The organism is Nocardioides ferulae, assembly GCF_003660455.1.
GTDB classification, from domain to species: Bacteria; Actinomycetota; Actinomycetes; order Propionibacteriales; family Nocardioidaceae; genus Nocardioides; species Nocardioides ferulae.
Window position 1 is genome coordinate 19136 of record NZ_QZVR01000012.1, and the last position, 21451, is coordinate 40586.

Consider the following 21451-nt stretch of genomic DNA (forward strand, 5'->3'; position numbering starts at 1 on the left):
CTACCCGGACACCGCGTTACAGCTCGCGCGCGGGCGTCTCCAGGATCAGCGTGATCGGGCCGTCGTTGACCGACGCGATGGCCATGTCGGCACCGAAGACCCCGCGCGCGACGGTGGCTCCGAGCCGTTCGAGCTCGGCGCAGACCGCCTCGTAGAGCGGCTCGCTGACCGGGCCGGGGGCCGCTGCCTGCCAGGTGGGGCGCCGGCCCTTGCGGGCGTTGCCGTAGAGGGTGAACTGGCTGACCACCAGCACCGGCGCGTCGACCTCGGAGGCCGATCGCTCGTCGTCGAGGAGGCGCAGCTCCCAGATCTTGCGGGCCGTCCAGGCCACCTCGGGCGGTCCGTCGTCGTGGGTGACCCCGAGGTAGACCAGCAGGCCGGGGCGGGGCAGCTCGCCGACCACCTGCCCCGCGACCGTGACCGACGCCGACGTCACTCGCTGGATCACCGCTCGCACCCGTCCATCCTCTCCCAGCCGGGCGGCCCGCCCGGAGGCACGGGGGTCGTGTGCTTCACGACGCGCCACCGCGCGTCCGGGGGCACACGACCCGGACCGGCCGCGCCCGCAGGACGACCCCACCCGGTCGGCCGAAGGCGCCAGAAGTTGAGGCCGCTACCGGACCCGCAACAAATCGGAGCGGCGCCGGAACGCCTGCCTACACTTCCGCAAGCGACCGGCGGTCTCGACCCGGGGGAGGGCAGCGGCCCGGCCGTGTGTTCTGTCTCGGGTCTCGGAGGGTCTCCCCTGATGTCTGTCGTCCCCGGCGCTCCCGCGCCCGCTCGCTCCCGCCGCCAGGCGCTGCGCACCGCCGGTGCCGCGGCCGCGGCCGCCACCGGCGGTGCCGCGCTCGCCACCGCCGCGCCCGCGCAGGCCGCCGCGTTCACGCCCGGCAGCTACCGCAAGACCAGGCTGCTGGGCCGCCAGGACCGGCACCTGGTGAACCGGTTCGGCTACGGCATCACCCCCCGCCTCGCCGCGGAGGTACGCCGCGCCGGCGGCGGCCGCCAGTGGTTCGCCCGCCAGCTCGCCACGGCGTACGACGGCAGCGCCGACGGGCTGGTCGACTGGTGGGAGGCCCTGCACTGGGACCCGCTCACGATCTACGAGAACAGCCGCAACGGCACCCGCAGCACCTGGCTGGTGATGGAGGACTACCGCCGCCGCACGCTGCTGCGGCGGATGGTGTCGCCGCGCCCGGTGCTCGAGACGATGACGGAGTTCTGGGAGCACCACTTCCACGTGCCGCTGAACGCCGACAACGTGGCGCTGTGGCGCGTCGACTACGGCGAGGTGATCCGCAAGCACGCGCTGGGCCGGTTCGCCGACCTGCTGCCGGCGACGGTGCTGCACCCGGCGATGCTGCTCTATCTCAACGCCGCGACCTCGACCAAGGACCGGCCCAACGAGAACCTCGGCCGCGAGCTGCTCGAGCTGCACACGGTCGGCGTCGGCCGCTACACCGAGGACGACGTGCAGGCGACCGCCCGGCTGCTCACCGGCTGGTGGGTCGACATGTGGAAGTCGTGGGAGCGCTACTACCGCACCGACCTGCACGCGACCGGGCCGGTGAAGGTGCTCGGCTTCTCGCACCCGAACTCCGCGTCCTACGGCGTGCCGGTCACGAAGAAGTTCCTCGACTACCTGGCCCACCACCCGGCGACCGCGCGACACATCGCCACGAAGCTGGCCCGGGTGTTCGTCAGCGACCAGCCGCCGGCGGCGCTGGTCGACAGGCTCGCGAAGGTCTATCTGGCCAACGACACCCGCATCAAGCCGGTGCTGAAGGCGCTGGTGGCCTCGAAGGAGTTCCGCGCCTCGGTCGACGCGAAGCTGCGCGACGGCGACGACGACGTGGTCGCGACCTATCTGGCGCTCGGCATCGAGGTGGAGCAGTCGACGGCCCCCGACGCGGCGGCCAACGTGGTGACCAACCAGGTCAGTGCGTTGGGGTTGAGCGTGCTGTCGTGGCCGCGGCCCGACGGGCAGCCGCTCGACAACGCGTCGTGGGCCTCGCCGACGCGGGCGATGGCGTCGATGTCGCTGCACTGGAACATGGCCCACGGCTGGTGGCCGAAGGTCGGCATGGTCCGCCCCGCGCCGGCCGACTGGGTGCCCGAGCCGACGATGCCCCTGCGCGACCTGGTCGACCACCTGAGCCGGCGGATGCTGCACCGGCCATCGACGGCCACGCTGCTGGAGGCGTGCTGCGCGGTCACCAAGCTCGAGCCGGACGCCGAGGTGGTGCGCGAGACGTTCTCCGCGAGCACCTGCTCGCGGCTGCTCGGCACGATCCTCGACTCCCCGCAGTTCTACCGCCGCTGACCCGGCCCTCTCGGACCAAGGACCACCTGATGCACAACCTCACTGACTCCTCCGGCAGCCCGTCAGGATGCTGCGCCGACCACCGGCACGCGATGACCTCGCGCCGCGGCCTGCTGCGCGGCCTCGCCGCGGGCGGCGCCACCACCGTCTTCGGCTCGACGATCGTGACGATGTCCGGCGCCGCGGCGGTCGAGGGCGGTACGCCGCGGGTGACCACCCCGGCGTCCTCGGTGATCGTGGTGGTGTCGCTGCGCGGCGCCGCCGACGGCCTGTCGCTGGTCGTCCCGCACGGCGACCCGGCGTACTACGAGGCGCGGCCGACGATCGCGGTGCCGGCCGAGGCGCTGCTGGCGCGCGACGACTACTTCGGGCTGCATCCGGCGATGGAGTCGCTGGTGCCGCTGTGGACGTCGGGCCGGCTGGCCGCGGTGAACGCGACCGGGCTGCCGGTGGCGAACCGGTCGCACTTCGCCGCGATGGAGGCCGTCGAGGACGCCGCACCGGGCTCGCGCACCCGCTCCGGCTGGCTCAACCGCCTGGTCGGCGCCGGACCGGAGCGCAACACGCTCGAGGCGGTGTCGATGGGCGGCTCCATCCCGACCTCGCTGCTGGGCGCCGAGCCGGTGATGGCGATGTCGAGCATCGCCTCGGCCGGGCTGACCGGCGTGTCGAACCTGAACGACCCCAACGACCCGCGGATGCGGTCGCTGCGCATCCAGTGGCAGCGCGCGGGCGGCGAGATCGGCGACGGGTTCCGGGCCGCGATGGACGCCGCGGTCGACCTCGGCCCGGCGAAGGCGGCGACCGACAACACCTCGTCCTACCCGAACACCAGCCTGGGCCGGGCGATGTCGTCGGTGGCGCGGACGCTGCGCGGCGACGTCGGCGTCTCGGTGGTCACCGTCGACTCCGGCAACTGGGACATGCACTCCGGGCAGGGCACGGCCACCTCCGGCTGGCTGGTCAACAACGCCAAGGATCTTGCCGGCTCGATCGCGGCGTTCTTCGGCGACCTCGGCCCGGTGGCCGACAAGGTCACGCTGGTGACGATCAGCGAGTTCGGACGCCGGGTGGTCGAGAACGGCAACAGGGGCACCGACCACGGCTGGGGCAACGTGATGTTCGTGGCCGGGGCCGGGGTCAAGGGCGGGCGCTACTACGGCCGCTGGCCGGGGCTCGACAAGGGCCTGGACGCCGACGTGAAGGTCACCACCGACTACCGCTCGGTGCTCTCCGAGATCGTCACCACCCGCACCGACGCCTCCTCGGCCACGGTGTTCCCCGGGTTCGCGCCCGAGTCGGTCGGCGTGATGAGTCGCGACTGAGGCCCGCGTGGCGGGGGTCGTGTGCCTGAGCACGCGCCATAGCGCGTCGTGGGGCACACGACCCGGTCCCACCCGCGCACCGCCGCGGCACGACCAGCCCGACCACCCGCGGGCGGCCCCCGGGATCTGCCAGGATGCGAGGCGTGCCAGAAGCCACCCTGCCTCCCGCCGAGGCCCTGCTGATCACGGTCGCGCCCACCGGCGCCGAGACCGCGAAGACCGACTGCCCGCAGCTGCCCACCACCCTGGAGGAGCTGGTCGCCACCGCCCAGGAGTGCGAGGCCGCGGGCGCGGCGATGATCCACGTCCACATCCGCGACGCCGAGCACCGGCCGACCCTCGACCAGGGGCGGCTGCGCGCCACCGTCGAAGCGCTGCGCGAGAGCACCGGCCTGGTCGTGCAGCTCTCCACTGGCGGGTCGGTGCACGACCCGCTCGAGGCGCGGCTGAAGGTGCTCGACGCCGCCCCCGACTCGTGCAGCCTCACCATGGGCACCACCAACTTCGGTGACGACGTCTTCGCCAACCCCTGGCCGTTCATCACCGAGCTTTACCAGCTCAGCCAGGAGCGCCAGGTGGTGCCGGAGTTCGAGCTGTTCGACCTCGGCCACGTGGCGGCGCTGCGCCGGCTGATCGACACGTTCGGGCTGCCCTACGGCGGGCGCGTGCACTGCGACTTCGTGATGGGCGTGCCCGGCGGCATGCCCGGCACCGCCGACGCGCTGGTCGCCGGGGTGGCCGCGCTCCCACCCGAGACCACCTCCTGGTCGGCCACCGGCATTGGCCGCTCCACGCTCGCGGTCGGGCTGGCCGCGCTCGCGAAGGGCGGCAACCTGCGCGTCGGCATGGAGGACGTGCTGACCCTGCGGCGCGGCGTACCGGTGGAGAGCAACCGGCAGCTGGTCGAGCGCGCGGTGGCGATGGGGGAGCTGGCCCAGCGTCGGCCGATGACCCCCGCCGAGGCGCGGCAGCTGCTCGGGGTGCGGCCGACGCCCTGAGCCGGGCCTATCTGCCGTAGGCCGCCACGACGGTCTTCGCGATCTCCTCGGCGTCGTGCCCGACCTCGTCGACCGGCACGTCCTCCCCGCCCATCGCGGTGCCGGTCACCTCGACCTGCAGCACCCGGTCGTCGAGGACCGCGACGACCTGGCCGATGGGCAGCCCGACCGGCGTGCCTCGGGCCGCCCAGCCGCGGACGCCCGCTCCCAGATCGATCTCGGCGACGGTCGAGTCGTCCTCCACCAGGTAGCTGCGCAGCTCGGCCTGGGTGGGCGGCGGGTCGAGAGCAGGCTGGTGCAGCCCCCACTCGATGCTCACGTCGCGCTCGTCCAGCATCGTCTGGCAGTGGGTGCGGACCTCCGAGACGTCCGGCTCGAGCAGCTCCTGGGCGACGCCGGTGATCTCGGTCAGCTGCTCGGCGGTGACCAGGCACGGGCCGGCAGCCTCGGCTGTCGGCTCGGGGCCGGGCTCATCGCCGGAAGACTCCTGGCAGCCCGTGAGGGCGAGCACGATGGCGAGCGACACGACGCCACGCCCGAGAAGACCCCCCATGGGCCGCAGTTCTACGGGACGCCCCGACCGTGGGTCAACGCCGCGGCGCGATGCTGTCGCCGGGTGACAGGATCCTGCAAGCGTGGCGGCGGGTTGACGATCGCGGTCCGCCTCACTGGTCGGTCAGTTCGTCGGTCAGTTCGGCGGCGGCGTGGCCCAGGCCGGCCGGATCAGCTCGACGGCGTGCACGACCGTCTCGACCAGGTCGCTGTCGCCGCCGCGCTCGTACCACTGCTCGAGGCAGGCGAACAGCGCCGCCACCAGTGAGGCGCTGACGACGCGATAGTCCTCGAGCGAGCGGCCGAAGCGGTCGTGGGCGTGCATGATCGGCGCGAGCTGCTTGGCGGTCTCGTCGAGCAGCATGAAGCCGGCGGCGCGCACCGCCGGCGTCTCGTACCAGATGCGGGTACGCCGGAGCGAGGAGTCGCCGTCGACGGTGAAGTGCGACTCGCCGACGATGCGCATCGCGACGGTGAACGCGGTCCACGGGTCGTGCTCGCCCATCAGCCGCGTGAAGACCTCCATCACGATGTCGTCGTACTCGTCGCGGAGGACCAGGCCCTCCTTGGTGCCGAAGTAGCGGTAGACGGTGCTGGGGGACACCTCGGCGTGCTCGGCGATGTGCTCGACGGTGACCCGGTCGAAGCCGTGCTCCTCGAACTGCTCGACGGCGATCCGCTGCAGCCGCCGCATCGTAGCGATCTTCTTGCGTTCCCGCAGTCCGACGCCAGGGCGCCCGGCGACGGCCTCCAGCAGGTCCACCAGATCGGGGGGCAGGGTCTCGGTCACGCGCACACTCCTGGGTGTGATCTGAAAGTCGCTTTCATTTTACGCCACCGCGACGTAGAGTCAGTGTCATGAGCAAGTCACTGTCAACTAACACTGACGTTCTTATCGAAGCCCAGGGGCTGGTCAAGCGGTTCGGTGCCACCCGCGCCCTCGACGGCCTCGACCTGCACGTCGACTCCGGCGAGGTGCACGGGTTCCTCGGACCCAACGGCGCCGGCAAGTCCACGACCATCCGGGCCCTCCTCGGTCAGCTCCACCTCGACGGCGGCGAGCTCACGGTTTTCGGGCGGCATCCGCTCCGCGACGCCGTCGCGATCCACGACCGGCTCGCCTACGTGCCCGGCGACACCGCGCTGTGGCCGCACCTGACCGGCGGGGAGTGCATCGACCTGCTCGGGCGCTTCGGCGGCCACCAGAACCGCCGCCGCCGCGACGACCTCGTCGAGCGCTTCCAGCTCGACCCGACCAAGCGGGCCCGCACCTACTCCAAGGGCAACCGGCAGAAGGTCGCACTGATCGCTGCACTCAGCGCCGACGTCGACCTGCTGGTGCTCGACGAGCCGACCTCGGGGCTCGACCCGCTGATGGAGGCGGAGTTCCAGACCGCGATCCGCGAGGCCAACGGCGCCGGCCGCACCGTGCTGCTGAGCAGCCACATCCTCGACGAGGTCGAGGCGCTGTGCGACCGGGTCACGATCATCCGCGCCGGCCGCACCGTCTCCACGCGGAGTCCGCCGGCGCCTCGCCTGCGGTCGCAGCGTTCAACGGCCGTGGCTACGACCTGACCGAGCTCGGCGGCATCGTCGGCTACGAGGTCGGCTTCATGGGGCTCATCGGCCTCCCGATCGTCGCGATCCACCTCGCCGTGCGGTTCAGCCGGCACGAGGAGGACGCCGGACGCACCGAGCTGGTCACCGCCGGCTCGGTCGGCCGCCTGGCCCCGCTGGCCGCGGCGGCGGTCACCGTCGCGCTGTGCCTGGCCGGGTTCGTGCTGGTCAGCGGCCTGGGCCTGCTGGCCGCGGGGCTGCCCGCCGCCGGCGTCTGGGCGTACGCCGTGGCGCTCGGTCTCTTCTCGGCCTCCGCGGCCGCGGTCGGGCTGCTCGCTGCCGAGGTGAGCCGCGAGGCGCGGATGGCCTACGCGCTGGGCCTCGGCTTCGTCATGGTCACCTTCCTCGCCCGGGCCGTCGTCGACGGCCGCGACTGGGACCTGGTCTGGCTGAGCCCCTCGGGCTGGCTGGCCGAGGTGCGCCCGTTCGGCGATGTGGCCGGGTGGCCGTTCGCTGCGTACGCCGCGCTGACCGGCGTCGCCGTGCTGCTCGCGGGAGCGATGGCGGTGCGTCGCGACCTCTACGGCGGACTGGTCGCCGCGCGGTCCGGCCCGGCGCAGGCCGCGGTGGCGCTGGGCACACCCGTGGGCATGGCCTGGCGGTTCGTGCGTGCGCCGGTGGTGGGCTGGCTGGTCGGCACCTCGGTGTGGAACGCCGCGTTCGGCGGTCTGTCCGGGGAGATGGAGGACCTCGCGGCGAGCAACCCGACACTGATGGAGGCGCTCGGCGTCGAGCGGCCGGAGCACCTGGTGACGTCGCTGGCGCTGCTGCTGTGCGCGGTCGGTGCGACCGCGTTCGGTGTGCAGGCGGCGGCGCGGCTGGCGGGCGAGGAGGCGCAGGGCCGGCTCGGCCTGGTGCTCTCGACCCGGGTGGGCCGTGCCCGGCTGTGGCTCGCGTGGCTGGCGGTGGTCGTCGCCGGAGCGGTCGCGGTGCTGGCGAGCTCGACGCTGATGCTGGCCGTCTTCGCCGCCTGGTCGACCGGCGACTCCGGGGGCCTGGGCGACACCCTCGGTGGCGGTCTGGCACTGGTGGCCCCGGTGGTGCTGGTGGTCGCGGTCGCCGCGGCGCTGCAGGCCTGCTGGCCGCGGGTCACCGGGCTGGCGTGGCTGCTGGTCGCGTGGGTGACGGTCGTCGGGGTGCTCGCCGACACGCTGCGGCTGCCGGACTGGTCGCGCGACCTGTCGCCGGTGCACGCCGCCGGCCGGGTGCCGATCGAGGACCCGAACGCAACCGCCCTCGTGGTGTTGACGGTGCTCGCGGTGGCGCTGCTGGCCGGGGGGCTGCTGCGGTTCCGGCGGCGGGAGCTGGTGGCGGGCTGAGCCGATCGCGGAGACCGTGGACTTTGGCGTACCTGGTGCGCCAAAGTCCACGCGATCACGCTGACAGGCGGCACCCGGCGCCGCAGGGGCGTGGCGCACCCGGCCAGCCGCGGGCGGCCAGCGCCCGGCCGAGCTTGCCGGCGGTCTCGCACGGTCGGTCGAGCACCTGCTGCCACCGCAGCCGCACCACGGTCCACCCGGCGGCGACGTCGGCGAGGTCGCGCTCGGCGTCACGGGCCCCGGCCGCCCAGCTGCTGTGGCCCAACCAGCCGTCGAGCTCCACGACCGTCCGGTACGCCGGGTAGCCGGCGTCGCGGTACTCCCGCCCGCCCCGCCCGGTGCGCACGACCTGGCGATCCGACGCCGGTAGCCCGTGGGCGCGCTCGACGCGCACCAGGAACGCGTGCTCCAGCACCGAGCACACCCCGCTGCCGAGGTCGTCGAGCAGGCGCTCGACGAAGCGGCGCCGGGCCATCCTGAGGCGCCGCTCGAGGGCGACCTTCAGCCGATCCGCGGTGGTCAGCCGCCGGTTGACCACGTCGGCGAGCACCGCCACCACGTCGAGCTCGCTGCGGGCGCGGTGGGCGATCTCGAGCGCCGCCTCCTCGACGCGAACCCGGGGTGGGGAGGCCTGCCAGTGGACGATCCGGTCGAGGTCGGCGACCCGGTGCACGCGCATTCCGGGCTGCGCACGCACGGTCCGGCGTTCATCGATCGCGACGTGGACGAGGCCGCCGGGCGTGGGGAGATCCAGCGCCGAGCCGAGGTGCAGCGCCGCCGGCGCGGCGTACAGGATCGCCGCCCACTGCCGCTGCAGGGTGGTGAGGTCGCCGGTGTGGTCGACGAAGACGCCGGGGTGGACCCGGGTCAGCTCACGGCGCCGGACGAGCCGGTCGAGGTCGTGCTTGGCGAAGCCGCGCTCGTGCAGCTGCCTGCGGGAGACGACGCCGCGCTGCAGGTCGAGCAGGTCGGCGACGGTGGCGAGGTGCATGCCCGCCACCGTGACGGCGCTCCGCGCGGGTGTCGACCGCGGTCGGTGGGCCCTGTGGACGGCGCCGCTGAGCAACAAGGCGTGGACTTCGGCTCACCTGGTGCGCCAAAGTCCACGCGTTGACGGCTCAGGTCTGCTGGGTGCTCCGCGGCGAGGCGATGCGGGCGTCCGCCTCGGCCTCCTTCTCCTTGCTGGGCAGCACGAACCGGTAGCCGACGTTGCGCACCGTGCCGATGAGCGTCTCGTTCTCGGGGCCGAGCTTGGCGCGCAACCGGCGCACGTGGACGTCGACGGTGCGGGTGCCGCCGAAGTAGTCGTAGCCCCACACCTCCTGCAGCAGCTGCTGGCGGGTGAAGACCCGGCCGGGGTGCTGGGCGAGGAACTTGAGGAGCTCGAACTCCTTGAAGGTGAGGTCGAGGGTGCGCCCGCCGACCTTCGCGGTGTACGTCGCGTCGTCGACGACGACCTCGCCGGACCGGATGACGTGGGCGTCGGGGTCGGCGGCCTCGCGCTGGGCGGCCAGCCGGCCGATCGCGAGGCGGATGCGGGCCTCGAGCTCGGCGGGACCGAGGGTGTGCAGCACCACGTCGTCCATGCCCCAGTCGTGGCTGACCACGGCCAGACCGCCCTCGGTGACGATGAGCAGCACGGGCACGTCGGTGCCGGTGGTGCGGATCAGCCGGCACAGGTCGCGGGCGTGGGCGAGGTCCTGGCGGCCGTCGACCAGCAGCAGGTCGGAGTCGGGGGCCTCGAGCAGCGCGCTGCCCTCGGCGGGCAGGATCTTGACCGAGTGGCCGAGCAGCGACAGGCCGGGGAGTACCTCGGCGGACGGCTGGAGGGCGCTGGTCAAGAGGAGCAGGGCGCTCATGGTGGTCTCCTCCCGGTTAACGGGGCGGGGACCGGGACGCAACGCTGGGCCTCGGTCTGGTGCTTGCCGGAGAGAATAGCGTGACACCCCCGTCACTTTGGAAGGTTCATATGTCCGACGAGATGCAGATCATCCGCGTGCACTACTGGGCGGCGGCCAAGGCCGCGGCCGGCGTGGCCGGTGAAGAGCTGCAGGTCAGCGGCCCGATCTCGCTGGCGGAGGTGGTCCGTCAGGCGGGGGAGCGGCACCCCGACAGCAGGTTGCCGCGGGTGCTCCAGACCTGTTCGGCGCTGCTGGGCGACCAGCCGGCCGGCAGCGCCGACCCGGAGACGGTAGTGGTCCAGCCCGGCACCACCGTGGAGTTCCTGCCGCCGTTCGCGGGGGGCTGAGCCGACGCTGGCCGAGCCTGCCCGGTGGTCGAGCCTGCCGAGACCCCCGCCTCACCCCGTGTTCTGCAGCCCCGCGGCGGCACCGTTCACGGCGGTGAGCAGCACCCGCCGCCACGGCGCCTGCTCCTCGGGCGTCCCGGCGGCGCGCATCTCGCGCAGCGCCCGCAGCTGCAGCACCGACAGCGCGTCGACCGAGGGGGCGCGCATGGTGACCCGGGTGTGGAGGGCGGGGTCGCGTTCGAGCAGCTCGTCCTGGTCGAGCACTGCGAGCAGCCACTTCCGGCTGAGGTCCATCTCGGCGAGCACCCGCTCGGTGACGTCCGGGCGGCCGCCGAGGGAGAGGAACTCGCGGGCGAGCCGGCGGTCCGACTTCGCCAGCGACATCTCGGCGACCTCCAGCAGCGCGCCGAACAGCGGCCACGCGCGGGCGGCCTCGCGCAGTTCGTCGAGGTCGCTGACGGCGGCAAGCGCGGAGCCGAGCCCGAACCAGCCGGGCACGTTCGCGCGGGTCTGCGACCACGCGAACACCCACGGGATCGCCCGCAGGTCGGCCAGGTCGCGGCCCGAGGTGGCGCCGCTGCGACGGGCCGGCCGGGAGCCGAGACGCAGCTCGCCGAGCTCCTCGAGCGGGCTGGAGAGCGCGACGACGTCGGCGAAGCCGGGGGTGGCCACCAGCTCGCGGTACGCCGCGTGGGCGGCCTCGTCGAGCCGCGCGCGCAGCCCGGCGTACCTCTCGGCGGCGGCGGCGTTGCGGTCCTCGATGTCGGAGGTGTTGGCGCGCAGCACCGCGGAGGTGACGCGTTCGAGGTGGCGTTGGCCGATCACGACGTCGCCGTAGCGGGCGAGCACGACCTCGCCCTGCTCGGTGACCTTGAACCGCAGCCCGACCGACCCGGGCGGCTGCGCGGAGATCGCCCGGTGCACGGGGCCGCCGCCGCGGCCGAGTGATCCGCCGCGGCCGTGGAAGAGGGTGAGCTGGGCGCGTTCGCGGGCGGCCCAGGCGGTGAGCCGGGCCTGGGCGTCGTAGAGCCGCAGGGTGGCGCTGACCGGGCCGACGTCCTTGGAGCTGTCGGAGTAGCCGACCATCACCTCGACGGCGCGGCCGGTCTCGTCGAGCCACCGCTGGGTCGAGCGCAGCGGCCACCAGGCGCCGAGGGTCTCGACGCAGCGGTCGAGGTCCTCGCCGGTCTCGAAGAGCGGCACCACGTCGAGGCGGATCGGCTCGTCGCCGACGGCGATCCGGGCGAGCGCGCGCACGGCGACGAGGTCGGCGGCAGTCTGGCTGAAGCTGACGATGTAGCGCCCGCAGCTGCGGGGTCCCCAGCGCTGCTGCAGCCAGGCGATCACCCGCAGCGTGTCGAGCACCTCGCGGGCGACCTCGCTGGTGGCCTCGACGGTGTCGGGCCAGCCGTCGACGGCGAGCCGGTCGAGCAGGTCGGCGTCGCGGGCGGCGGCCTCGGGGTCGGCGACGCCGTCGACCTGGGCGAGCAGCTCGGCGAGCACGGCCGCGTGCACCGCGCTGTGCTGGCGCACCTCGAGCTCGGCGAGGTGGAACCCGAAGGTCTCGACCTGCCAGATCAGGTGCTGCAGTTCGCCGTACGCCGCGCGGCGGGCGCCGGCGGCCGCCAGTGACGACTGCACGAGGCGCAGGTCGCGTTCGAGCTCGGCGGGTCCGGGGTAGGCGAGGCCGAGGTCGCCGCGGCGGGTGGCCTCGATGCGGGCGGCGGCGTGCAGCAGCAGCTGGCGGTGCGGCTCGTGGGGCGAGTTGACCGCGATCGCGGCGGCGCTGGCTGGGTCGACGACGGCGGCCCGGTCGAGGGCGTCGCGCAGCGCCCGGCTGGCGGGGGTGGAGCCGGCGTCGAGGGTGAGGGTGCGGCCGACCCGGTCGATCGCGATGCCGAGCGCCCGCAGCGCCCGGTCGGCCTGGATGGCGAGGGTCTGCCGGGTGATGTCGGCGGTGACGTTGGGGTTGCCGTCGCGGTCGCCGCCGATCCAGCTGCCGAACTGGAGGAACGCGGGCACGGTGGGTGGCTCGACGCCGGGCTCGTTGCCGCCGGCGGCTAGCTCGGCGGAGCGGTAGAGCCGGGGCACGATCCGCAGCAGCGTGTCGTCGAAGACCGCCATCGCGGTGCGCACCTCATCGAGCGGGGTGGGTCGGGTGCGGCGCAGCGCGGCGGTGTGCCAGAGCACCTCGAGCTCCTCGTGCAGCCGGCGCAGCGCGGTCTGCCGCTCGGCCGGCCCGCGCAACGGGTCGTCGTACCGGTTCAGCTGGTGGGCGATCCGGCGCAGCGCGGCGGTGGTGGCGCGGCGGCGGGCCTCGGTGGGGTGGGCGGTGAAGACGGGGTGCACGCTGAGTCGGCTCAGCGCCTGCGGGTCGAACGCCTCGCCCTGCAGGGTGGGCCAGGGGTCGCCGCTGCCGGTCTCGCCGGCGAGGAACGAACGCATCCGGTGCCGCTCCTCGGCGAGGTTGACCAGGTGGAAGTGCATGGTGAGCGCGCGGGCGATCTTCTCGAGCACGGGCGCGGGGTGGTGGGCGGTGGCGGCCGCGAGCCGGTCGGCGTCGTCGGCTGCCGGGTTGTCGCCGGCCATCGCGTCGAGCAGCTCGCGGGTGGCGCGCAGCACGTCGGCGTCGCCGGCCTCCTCGAGCACGGCGTCCTGGATGCGCGAGAGGAGGGCGAGGTCGCCGGCGAACAGCTTCTCCTCGGACGGGCGGGCTGCGGTCGGAGGCATGCTTCGAGGCTAGTGCGGCGAGCCGCCCCGGCGGAGGTCGTGAGGACCTTCGTCCTCGGCCTGTGGCGGGTTTGTCGGTCCAGTCCCGTGTTTGCCCGCGCGCACGAACAGTGCCGGACTCGCCCCGCCAAGCCCGGCGATGGGGTTTGCTCTGTGTCGAGTCACCGGTCCGGGGGGATGCCGGTGCTGGACAGTGAGGGCCGGGCGTCGCTGTGGCGGCGCCCGGCCCTCACCACTCCCAGGCGATGCCGTAGACGGTGCCGAGCTCGGGGTTGCGGAAGTACGCCGAGACCTGGCCGGAGGCGGGCAGTGACGAGCGCGGCGCGTCGCCGGGGTGCTCGGGCACTTGGGCGTTGTCGACCAGCGGCCCGAACGCCGACCAGCCGCGCGGCCGCTCGGAGCCGCGGAACCCGAGCTGCACGGTCACCTGCTCGGCGGGGATCGTGAGGTCGAACGCGACGGCGGTGCCCGGCTCGGGGTCGGTGTCGATCCGGGTGCGTAGCGCGAAGTCGTGGCTCTGGCCGCGGCGCAGCCGGCGGTCGAAGACGAACCGGCGCACGAAGACGGTGCGCCCGGCGCCGTGCACGTGCTCGGTGGTCTCGAGGTGGCCGCCCCACAGCGGCTCGCTGGTGGCCGAGAACGCCGCGGACTCGGTGTGCATCATCTTCAGCCCGTAGCTGTCGGCACCGTTGCGGCGGGCCCGCACCCGGCGGGCCTCGATGATCTCACTGGGGGAGCGGCTGTCGTGGAACAGGTAGCTGAGGATCAGCGACTCGACGACAAACGGCCCGCCGAGCAGCTGGGACCCGGCGGCCGGCTCGACGTCGAGAGCGCCGCCGGGAGCGGGTGCGGTGCTCGCCCGGTCGCTGGCGTACGCCGCGTCGAGGGCGGCGCGCCACTCGGGGAACGCGTCGGCGATCAGGCCGCGGACCCGGGTCGAGGGGCTCTCGCGTCCGGTCTCGAGGTTGGCCAGCGTGGAGCGGGCGATCGAGCCGCCGAGCCGCTCGCAGACGTCGACCTGGCGCAGGCCCGCCGCGGTGCGCAGCGCGCGCAGCTGCGCGGCGTACTCGGTTCTGTCCTGCACGTATCCCCCCTGGGAGTTGCGATGCCGGGCTCACCCTAGGGGGTGTCGCCGACGCGGAGACGCAAGAGGGCCGCCCCGTGCGGGGCGGCCCTGGGCGCCGTGCGTAACGACGCGAGGTGGGGGGTTTGGCTTCTCGTCAGGCCTCGATGGCCTGGGTCTCGGCCGGGCTCTCGATGCCCTGCACCGCGATCTTGCGCGGCTTGGCCTTCTCGGCGACTGGCACGAGCAGGCGCAGCACGCCGTCGGCGTAGGAGGCCTCGATGTGGTCGAGGTCGAGGTTGTCGCCGAGCACGAGCTGGCGGGTGAACTGGCCCTTCTGCCGCTCGCTGGCGAGCATCTCCCAGTCGCCGTTGCGGGCGACGCGCTCGGCGCGGACGGTGAGCACGTTGCGCTCGACGTCGAGGTCGATGCTCTCGCGGGAGACGCCCGGCAGGTCGAGCTCGATGACGAACCGGTCGCCCTCGCGCCAGGCGTCCATCGACATGACGGCCGGGCGGTTGGTGGTGCCGAAGACCTGCTGGGTCAGCCGGTCGAAGTCACGGAACGGGTCGGTGGTGCGCAACAGCATGGTCTCCTCCTCTGGTCGTGTTCGCGGGTCTCCCAGGTCCCTTGGGGGAGTCCCTCGCCTGTATCAACGGATACACATTTGTTGTATTCCCAAGTTGAGGCAAAATCAAGTCGTACGCCGTGATCGCCGGCCGCGGGTCGAGCTTGAGACCAGGAGGTGAGTCGAGTGGAGTCGACGCGCGGGGTGTTCGCGATCTCGGTGGCGGCCGAGATGCTGTCGATGCAGGTGCAGAACCTGCGCGTCTACGAGCGCCGCGGCCTGGTCGAGCCCGACCGCACCCCCGGCGGCACCCGGCTCTACAGCCAGCACGACCTGACCCGGCTGGCGCGGATCCGCGACCTGCTCGGCGAGGGACTCAACCTGGCCGGCATCGCGAAGGTGCTCGAGCTCGAGGCGAAGATCGACCGGCTGGAGGCCGCCAACGCCCGCCTCCGCGCCCGGTGAGTCTCCGTCACCGCTGGTCGAGCCGCGAGGAGCGCTAGCGACGATGCGAGTCGAGACCCGGTGAGCCGCGCAGGGCGGTGGGCCCGGTGAGCTCCTCGGTCACACCAGCGCCCTTTCCCGCCCCGCAAAGGGCGCTGGTGTGACCGGCGACGCCGCGCCGGCGCCGCGAACCTTCACGGCGCCACGTTGAAGTTCCGCCGGAAGGTGTTCTCCGGGTCCCAGACCCGCTTGACCTGCCGCAGCCGGTCGAGGGTCGGGGGTGGCCAGAGCGCGGCGATGTCGTCGGGGGTCGCGGAGCCGAGGAACCCCGAGTAGGCGCCGATGCCGTGGTCGCCGATCGTGCGCCACACCGCCCACACCGCCGCGACCTCGGCCTCGCTGGAGTCGACGGTCAGGAACGCCGCGGAGACGACGATCGCCTCCGCGCTGCGGTGCGCGAACGCGGTCTCCTCGGGGTCGACGCGGCCGACCGCACCGCCGAGGCTGCGCAGGAAGACCATCCGCTCGCCGGCGGCGTACGCCGTGGCGATGGCGTCGGCGAGCGGCTCGTCGACGCGCTCGACCAGGGCGTTGCCGATGACCGGCCGGATGTGCGGCGGCGGGTGCGGCGCCTCCTCGAGGATCGAGCTGTAGGGGCGCTCGCTGACGTCGTCGTCGACCACGGTGCCGAGCGCGCGGAGAGGTTCGAGGGCGGCGGTGTCGTCGCCGACCAGGCAGACGCCCAGCATCGCCGCGGCCGGCATCGGGCCCATCTCGGGGATCAGCGCCAGCGTGGTGGTCAGCTCGTCGGGGGCCTCGCGCATGACCGCACCCCAGCGGGTGACGAGTCCGGCGAGGTCGTCGAGGCCGAAGGTGATCGTGCCGTAGTGCACGGTCCGCACCGGCTGGGCCTGCAGCTCGAACGACGTGACCACGCCGACGTTGCCGGCGCCGCCGCGCAGCGCCCAGAACAGGTCGGCGTTCTCGGTGGCGGAGGCGCGGACGACCTCGCCGCTGGCGGTGACGACCTGTGCGGCGAGCAGGCTGTCGATGGTGAGGCCGTGCTTGCGGACCATCCATCCGATGCCGCCGGACTGCACGAGCCCGCCGACGCCGACGGAGCTGGTGTCGCCGGAGGTGATCGCGAGGCCGTGCTCGGCGAGCGCCGCCGCGGCCGCGCCCCAGGTGGCGCCGGCACCGATCCGCACCCGGCCGTCGCCGATCAGTTCGACGCTGTCGAGTGGGGTGAGGTCGAGCACCGCGCCGCCGTCGATGTTGCCGAAGCCGAGCGCGTTGTGGCCGCCGCTGCGGATGGCGAGCGGCAGCCGCTCCGCGCGGGCGTGTCGCAGCGCGGCGGCCACTTCGTCGGCGCTGGTGGGACGCAAGACGACGGCGGGGGCGGCGGTGCCCGAGACCGTGGTGCGCGCGGTGTCGCAGTCGGGGTGGCCGGGGCGGATCGCGATCCGCTCGACGAGCTGTGAGTCGGGGCCGGTGGCTGGGTCGAGGTCGATGGTCATGCGGGTTGTCCTCCGGGGGTGATCTGGGTCTCCCGACGACGCTAGGAACTCAACCGAGGTTGAGGTCAACGGGTTTTCGATCCGCTGGTCCAGCCGGTCGGGCGGGGCCCTTGGCGCGATCGCGGAACATCACCGGCACCACCTGCCGGGGAGTTTCCCCGTCACGCACCGACGCCCGGAACAACCACCCACCCGCCGCCGTTGACCCACCCGTGACCCCCGGACTCTGGATCCTGCTCGCCGCGGTCGTGCTCGCGCTCGGCTTCGGTGGCTACCGCGCGCTGACCGACGGCCGCTTCCGCGGCACCCATGCGGTACGCGGCGCGCGGGCGTCGGCGGTCGACTCGCCGCCGGTGGGCGATCAGCCCGCGGTGGTCGAGGTTGCCGAGACCCCAGTGGTCGAGCGTGCCGAGACCCCTGCCGAGACCACCTGGGCCCACGTCGCGGCGGCCGTCCCCGACGCGCAGCTGGGCGAGAAGGCGACGCTGGTGCAGTTCTCCTCGGCGTTCTGCGCTCCCTGCCGGGTCACCCGCCGCACCCTGGGCGAGGTCGCCGAGGCGGTGCCGGGGGTGGTGCACCTCGAGATCGACGCCGAGCACCACCTCGACCTGGTCCGCCACGTCGGCGTGCTGCGTACCCCCACGACGCTGGTGCTCGACGCCGGCGGCCACGAGGTCACCCGGGCCGCGGGGGCGCCGAAGAAGGAGCAGGTGCTCGCCGCGCTGGCGGCGGCGACCCGGGGCTGAGCGGGCTGACCGCAACGGTCCCGCTCCGCGGCCGAGGCCGTCCGACCGGTCGAAACGGTCTCCACCGGTTCGCTGGTTGCCCGACATCGCGCGGCCGCGAACGGCAGAATGCGGTGCGGTGGTAGGCGGGCACCGCCACGAGCACCAAGTCGGTAGGTCTGGGGGGAAATGAACTTCTGCGGGGGATGGGGGGCGTCGGCCGCGCCGGCGCTCGTCTCTGCGTCTCGAATGGCGTCCCGTTGAACGGCTCCGCCGACACCGTGCCACCGCCACCGGGTGAGGCTGGTGGGGGGAGACGTCGGGGCGGCCCCGGCCGGCGCTCGCCTGGGCGGCTCCTCGGGGAGTTCTCCGATTCCCACTGCTACGCCGAGCTGCTGTTGCGTGACGGACCGTTCGAAGGAGCCACGCGTGGCCGTGACTGAGTGCGCCGAGCCGGCGCGAACCCGACTTCTGCCGCGCCGCGGCGCCGCCCGGGTCGCCGGCGTGGCGTTGGTGGTGCTCCTGAGCGGTTGCGGCGGCGACGGGTTCGGGTGGCGACAGGCGGACGACACTCCTGCCTCCCCGCAGGCAGCCGGACCGGCCGAGGCGGCTGGTTCGGCGGACGCCTCCGGCTCGGCGGAGGCCTCACCTGCGCCGCGGCCCCCGCAGGCGCGTCACGTGGTGGCGGTGTCGATCGACGGGCTGACCCCGGCGGCGATGAGCGAGCTGGGCACGGCCGGAGCGTCGGTGTTGTGGCGGCTGGTGACCGAGGGGGCGAGCACCCTCGACGCGCGCACCTCGCTCGAGCGCACGGTGACCTTGCCCAACCACACCGGCATGCTCACCGGACGCCGGGTGGTCGCCGAGCGCGGAGGTCACGGCGTGACCATGAACTACGACCCGGGCGGCACTATCGCCGACCTCGCCGGAGAGCCGGTCTCGTCGGTGTTCGACGTGGTGCACGCGCACGACGGCGAGACGGCGCTGTTCGCCTCGAAGTCGAAGTTCGAGTTGTTCCAGCGCAGCTGGCCGGCCGCCCTCGACCGCTTCGAGGTGATCGAGGACAACACCGTGATGGCCGATGGAGCGGCCGCGGCCTTCGCGACCGACCCGGCCACGTTCACGTTCGTGCACTTCTCGCTGCCCGACCAGACCGGCCACGAACACGGCTGGATGGGCGCTGAGTACCTCAACGCGGTGCGCACCGTCGACGAGCTGCTCGGGCGACTGGTGGCGTCGGTCGAGAGCGACGCGCGGGTGGCCCGGCGCACGCTGCTGATCGTGACCGCCGACCACGGCGGCTCCGGCAACACCCACGCCGACCGGCTTCGGGAGGAGGACTACACGGTGCCGTTCGTCGTCTGGGGTGCCGGAGTCCCGCGCGGCTTAGACCTCTACGACCTCAACCCGCGTCTCGCCGACCCCGGCGACGGCCGTCCCGGCTACCGGGGCCGCCAGCCGCTGCGCAACGGTGACCTCGCCAACGTCGCGCTCACCGCGCTGGGGCTGCCCGCGGTCCCCGGCAGCGAGTTCGACGCCGCGCAGCGAATCGTCATCAGGGCCCCTCGCTGAGGCCGTCGCGCCGCCGGCGTCAGCGGCGTACGCCGTGGACGTGGCTGGCCGGGCGCATGCCGAGCTCGGCGAGAGCCTGGGCCCGGGCGGCCGACGACGGAGCGTAGAGGGAGACCGACCAGGGGACCGAGGCGTAGACGACGGCCGCCTTGTAGTCGTGGCCGTTGAAGAGCATCCAGCGGTGGCGGCCGACTTCGCCGGCGGGGGTGTAGAAGTCCTGCCGGACCGCGCCGGGGAGGTTGTCGTAGTGGCGGTAGGCGGCGGCGACGCTGTTCCAGCTGGAGTAGTTGTAGCGGATCTGGGTGCCGTCGGAGATGGTGCTGTAGCAGGCCCAGCGCTCACGGCTGACGTGGCGGACCGGCTCGCACTGCTCGGGCCGGAACGAGGAGAACAGCCACGACATGGCCTGGGGCCCGCGCAGTGGGGGGCACTGCTTCGGCCCGTTGGAGGGGGTGCCGTTCCAGCACTGGAACGTCGGCGGGTCGGGCTCGGGGGGAGGCTCGGCGGTGGGGGTTTCGACCGGCGTCTCGTCGGCGTCGGTGCTGGCCGCGGCGGGGCTGGGCTCGCCGGTGGTCTGCTCGTCGCTGGACGCCTCGCCGACGGTCTGCGTGGTGTCGGTGTCCGGGTCGTCGCCGGTGAGCATGGAGTAGCCCGCCGCTCCGCCCGCACCGGCGGCCGCGAGCAGCACGACCGCCGCGACGACGGAGACCACCCGGCGTCCTCGCCGTCGCGGCGGCTCGGCGGGTTGCGTGGCGGCCGGGACCGGGTAGTCCGGCTGGGGAGCGGTGGCCGGTGGCCACGACGTGGTCGGCCGCACCCCGGTGGCGTCCTCGGGGAAGACGCTCGGGGTGACCGGTGGCGGTGCCGGCGCCTGCCGTGACCACGGGGCCGGGTCGGGAGCTTGGCTGGGGGCCGGGGGCGAGACGTCGAGCGGTGCGGGCGGCTCGAAGGACGGCAGCTCGAAAGCGGGGGTCGGGTCGGCCGCGCGGGGCGTGGTGGCTGCACCGGTCGGCGGGTCGGGCTCGCTGGAGAACGGGTATCCCTCGATGCGCCGGATCACGGTGTCGTGCGGACCCGCGTCGACGACCGGGCCCACCCAGGTCTCGTCGGCCTGCTTGGTGGGCTCCGACGGGGCGGGCGGCTCGACCGGTGGCGGTGGGTCGGAGGTGGCCGCGGAGCCGCTCGGCTTGACGGCGTCAGCGGCCGCCCGCTGATCGGCGCCGCAGGTGGTGCAGAAGCGCAGGCCGGGTGTCAGTGGTGCGGCACAGGCGCGGCACCCGGTTGCGGCCGGCGGGGGAGCGGCGGGGTCGGGGCCGACGTGGGGCGGGGGTGAGGCCAGCGGGGCGCCGCAGTTGACGCAGAACCGCAGTCCGGCCTCGGCCGGATGCCCGCACCGCGCGCAATCGCGCGCGCTCACCGGATGCCTTCTCGCACGTCGTACTCCCGCCACACAGACCAGACGCCAGCAACGTAACCGATCGAGGGCAACCCCGGCTGGGGTTCCGGGCAGATCCTCGCGACGGTGGGCATGCTCTCCGTCGCCGTCGGCAGGAGCGTGACGAAGCCTCTGCGGGGGAGGTGGCAATGGCCACGTCCTGAGGGACTCGCTCGCTCGTTCCCCACCGCGGCGGCCCGTCCTCTGCGAGGCTGCGGCCATGCGAGTCGGGGGGAGCGCTGTGGGCGCGGTGGCGATGGCGATCGGGCTGTTGCTCGGGCTGGCCGGACCCGGGGCAGCGGGCGACGAACAGGTCCAGCGGGACGGAACGGTTACCGCGGTGGCTCCGGTCACGGCTCAGACGACCGCGAAGGTCACGTGGAAAGGTTGGCGCGGGGTCCGCTTCGGGACGCCGCTGAAGAAGGCGCAGAAGAAGGTCGGAGGCGACCTCTTCGAGGCCGGCGAGGGCACCTGCGGTGACGTGCTCACCACCGGTCGAGCCACGTTGGACGGTCACGCCTTCCGAGACGGCAGCAAGTTCGGCAACATCAGCCCGCGGAAGCCACTGACCTATCCGCTCGGCCTGCGTTCCACCATGACGCCGAAGAAGGTGAAGCGGCTCATCCGCGCCGGCGGTCTGAGCGTGACGACCCGTGAGGTGGATCTTTACGGCGACGGCAACATCGTGGTCTATGCCTGGGCGGTCGGTCCGAAGGGGCGCACGCTCTACTTCGACCACGCGAAGGGCGGCAAGGACATCTATCGGTTCGGCCTGGCGGCCACGAAGAAGTCCGCGAAGGCGCACCTGTACCTGAACGGCTGTTGAGCGAGGACCCTCACCGGGAGCAGCAGCCTCTGAAGGATCCGCGGCACCATCAGCGTTGGGTGGCGCGAGCGACACGATGCCGGCAGTCCGTCCCTCCGGGGTGCAGGATCGCCGGCGCCACCCGGGGCTGAGCAGCGCAGAGCAGCAGGACCGGGGACCGGCCTCTCCACAACCGCGATCCAGGTGGTG

The 21451-nt window shown here is 73.5% G+C and carries 19 protein-coding genes and 1 pseudogene; 10 read left to right on the forward strand and 10 right to left on the reverse strand.

The genetic code is table 11. From position 1 onward, the window contains the following. Positions 1-16: 16 nt before the first annotated feature. Complete coding sequence (dtd, locus tag D6B71_RS14385) at positions 17-457, reverse strand: D-aminoacyl-tRNA deacylase (protein WP_121256228.1); 441 nt, start codon at positions 455-457, stop codon at positions 17-19. A 291-nt stretch (positions 458-748) separates the two neighbouring features. Here dtd and D6B71_RS14390 point away from each other — a divergent pair, with 291 nt between their 5' ends. The 3 genes from D6B71_RS14390 (at position 749) to D6B71_RS14400 (ending at position 4646) form a co-directional block, all read left to right on the forward strand. Continuing rightward, the gene (locus tag D6B71_RS14390; RefSeq protein ID WP_121256230.1) at positions 749-2323 is read left to right on the forward strand and encodes a DUF1800 domain-containing protein; all 1575 of its coding nucleotides are present in this window, start codon (positions 749-751) and stop codon (positions 2321-2323) included. 29 nt (positions 2324-2352) lie between these two features. Next, positions 2353-3648, forward strand: a complete 1296-nt coding sequence (locus D6B71_RS14395) for a DUF1501 domain-containing protein (protein ID WP_121256232.1) — start codon at positions 2353-2355, stop codon at positions 3646-3648. 143 nt (positions 3649-3791) lie between these two features. Further along, positions 3792-4646 carry a beta-keto acid cleavage family enzyme gene (locus tag D6B71_RS14400; protein WP_240641421.1) on the forward strand — a complete coding sequence of 285 codons (855 nt, stop codon included), beginning with the start codon at positions 3792-3794 and terminating at the stop codon, positions 4644-4646. A gap of 7 nt (positions 4647-4653) precedes the next feature. Here D6B71_RS14400 and D6B71_RS14405 read toward each other — a convergent pair whose 3' ends face one another. Both D6B71_RS14405 and D6B71_RS14410 read right to left on the reverse strand, forming a co-directional pair. Continuing rightward, positions 4654-5199 (reverse strand): hypothetical protein, encoded by a 546-nt coding sequence (locus tag D6B71_RS14405; protein ID WP_126688283.1) that lies wholly within the window; start codon positions 5197-5199, stop codon positions 4654-4656. A 135-nt stretch (positions 5200-5334) separates the two neighbouring features. Further along, positions 5335-5988: a TetR/AcrR family transcriptional regulator gene (locus D6B71_RS14410; RefSeq protein ID WP_121256238.1), complete on the reverse strand. Its 654-nt coding sequence runs from the start codon at positions 5986-5988 to the stop codon at positions 5335-5337. A gap of 68 nt (positions 5989-6056) precedes the next feature. On the opposite strand from D6B71_RS14410, the pseudogene D6B71_RS14415 reads away from it, so the two are divergent. Next, positions 6057-6713 (forward strand): annotated as a pseudogene (locus D6B71_RS14415) (ABC transporter ATP-binding protein); the annotation flags it as partial. Continuing rightward, positions 6668-8134: an ABC transporter permease gene (locus tag D6B71_RS14420; protein ID WP_121256242.1), complete on the forward strand. Its 1467-nt coding sequence runs from the start codon at positions 6668-6670 to the stop codon at positions 8132-8134. The pseudogene D6B71_RS14415 and the gene D6B71_RS14420, both read left to right, overlap by 46 nt. 55 nt (positions 8135-8189) lie before the next feature. On the opposite strand, the gene D6B71_RS14425 is transcribed toward D6B71_RS14420, so the two are convergent. Both D6B71_RS14425 and D6B71_RS14430 read right to left on the reverse strand, forming a co-directional pair. After that, positions 8190-9125: a type IV toxin-antitoxin system AbiEi family antitoxin domain-containing protein gene (locus D6B71_RS14425; RefSeq protein WP_121256244.1), complete on the reverse strand. Its 936-nt coding sequence runs from the start codon at positions 9123-9125 to the stop codon at positions 8190-8192. A 127-nt stretch (positions 9126-9252) separates the two neighbouring features. Then, complete coding sequence (locus tag D6B71_RS14430) at positions 9253-9993, reverse strand: response regulator transcription factor (RefSeq protein ID WP_121256246.1); 741 nt, start codon at positions 9991-9993, stop codon at positions 9253-9255. Between the two features lie 110 nt (positions 9994-10103). Here D6B71_RS14430 and D6B71_RS14435 point away from each other — a divergent pair, with 110 nt between their 5' ends. Continuing rightward, entirely contained in the window at positions 10104-10382 is a 279-nt protein-coding gene (locus D6B71_RS14435; protein ID WP_240641422.1) for a MoaD/ThiS family protein, read from the forward strand. Between the two features lie 51 nt (positions 10383-10433). Here the strand turns inward: D6B71_RS14435 and D6B71_RS14440 are convergent, their stop codons facing one another. From D6B71_RS14440 to D6B71_RS14450, 3 genes are all read right to left on the reverse strand, one after another. After that, positions 10434-13112, reverse strand: a complete 2679-nt coding sequence (locus tag D6B71_RS14440) for a phosphoenolpyruvate carboxylase (RefSeq protein WP_121256248.1) — start codon at positions 13110-13112, stop codon at positions 10434-10436. A gap of 229 nt (positions 13113-13341) precedes the next feature. Beyond that, complete coding sequence (locus D6B71_RS14445; RefSeq protein WP_121256250.1) at positions 13342-14196, reverse strand: helix-turn-helix domain-containing protein; 855 nt, start codon at positions 14194-14196, stop codon at positions 13342-13344. 136 nt (positions 14197-14332) lie between these two features. Beyond that, complete coding sequence (locus D6B71_RS14450) at positions 14333-14764, reverse strand: Hsp20/alpha crystallin family protein (protein WP_121256252.1); 432 nt, start codon at positions 14762-14764, stop codon at positions 14333-14335. A 165-nt stretch (positions 14765-14929) separates the two neighbouring features. Here D6B71_RS14450 and D6B71_RS14455 point away from each other — a divergent pair, with 165 nt between their 5' ends. After that, entirely contained in the window at positions 14930-15208 is a 279-nt protein-coding gene (locus tag D6B71_RS14455; protein ID WP_240641423.1) for a MerR family transcriptional regulator, read from the forward strand. Positions 15209-15381: 173 nt separating this feature from the next. Here D6B71_RS14455 and D6B71_RS14460 read toward each other — a convergent pair whose 3' ends face one another. Then, positions 15382-16704 carry an FAD-binding oxidoreductase gene (locus D6B71_RS14460; protein ID WP_121256254.1) on the reverse strand — a complete coding sequence of 441 codons (1323 nt, stop codon included), beginning with the start codon at positions 16702-16704 and terminating at the stop codon, positions 15382-15384. Positions 16705-16916: 212 nt separating this feature from the next. Here D6B71_RS14460 and D6B71_RS14465 point away from each other — a divergent pair, with 212 nt between their 5' ends. Continuing rightward, positions 16917-17450 (forward strand): thioredoxin family protein, encoded by a 534-nt coding sequence (locus D6B71_RS14465; protein ID WP_121256256.1) that lies wholly within the window; start codon positions 16917-16919, stop codon positions 17448-17450. A 408-nt stretch (positions 17451-17858) separates the two neighbouring features. Then, entirely contained in the window at positions 17859-19001 is a 1143-nt protein-coding gene (locus tag D6B71_RS14470) for an alkaline phosphatase family protein (protein WP_121256258.1), read from the forward strand. Between the two features lie 19 nt (positions 19002-19020). On the opposite strand, the gene D6B71_RS14475 is transcribed toward D6B71_RS14470, so the two are convergent. Beyond that, entirely contained in the window at positions 19021-20418 is a 1398-nt protein-coding gene (locus D6B71_RS14475; RefSeq protein WP_164519681.1) for a double zinc ribbon domain-containing protein, read from the reverse strand. 238 nt (positions 20419-20656) lie between these two features. On the opposite strand from D6B71_RS14475, the gene D6B71_RS14480 reads away from it, so the two are divergent. Further along, positions 20657-21262 carry a hypothetical protein gene (locus D6B71_RS14480; protein ID WP_126688284.1) on the forward strand — a complete coding sequence of 202 codons (606 nt, stop codon included), beginning with the start codon at positions 20657-20659 and terminating at the stop codon, positions 21260-21262. Positions 21263-21451: the final 189 nt, after the last annotated feature.

Coding starts and splice junctions, on each gene's coding strand:
- D6B71_RS14390 (WP_121256230.1), top strand. CDS start 749: ATGTCTGTCGTCCCCGGCGCTCCCGCGCCCGCTCGCTCCCGCCGCCAG.
- D6B71_RS14395 (WP_121256232.1), top strand. CDS start 2,353: ATGCACAACCTCACTGACTCCTCCGGCAGCCCGTCAGGATGCTGCGCC.
- D6B71_RS14405 (WP_126688283.1), bottom strand. CDS start 5,199: ATGGGGGGTCTTCTCGGGCGTGGCGTCGTGTCGCTCGCCATCGTGCTC.
- D6B71_RS14425 (WP_121256244.1), bottom strand. CDS start 9,125: ATGCACCTCGCCACCGTCGCCGACCTGCTCGACCTGCAGCGCGGCGTC.
- D6B71_RS14430 (WP_121256246.1), bottom strand. CDS start 9,993: ATGAGCGCCCTGCTCCTCTTGACCAGCGCCCTCCAGCCGTCCGCCGAG.
- D6B71_RS14435 (WP_240641422.1), top strand. CDS start 10,104: ATGTCCGACGAGATGCAGATCATCCGCGTGCACTACTGGGCGGCGGCC.
- D6B71_RS14440 (WP_121256248.1), bottom strand. CDS start 13,112: ATGCCTCCGACCGCAGCCCGCCCGTCCGAGGAGAAGCTGTTCGCCGGC.
- D6B71_RS14450 (WP_121256252.1), bottom strand. CDS start 14,764: ATGCTGTTGCGCACCACCGACCCGTTCCGTGACTTCGACCGGCTGACC.
- D6B71_RS14460 (WP_121256254.1), bottom strand. CDS start 16,704: ATGACCATCGACCTCGACCCAGCCACCGGCCCCGACTCACAGCTCGTC.
- D6B71_RS14480 (WP_126688284.1), top strand. CDS start 20,657: ATGCGAGTCGGGGGGAGCGCTGTGGGCGCGGTGGCGATGGCGATCGGG.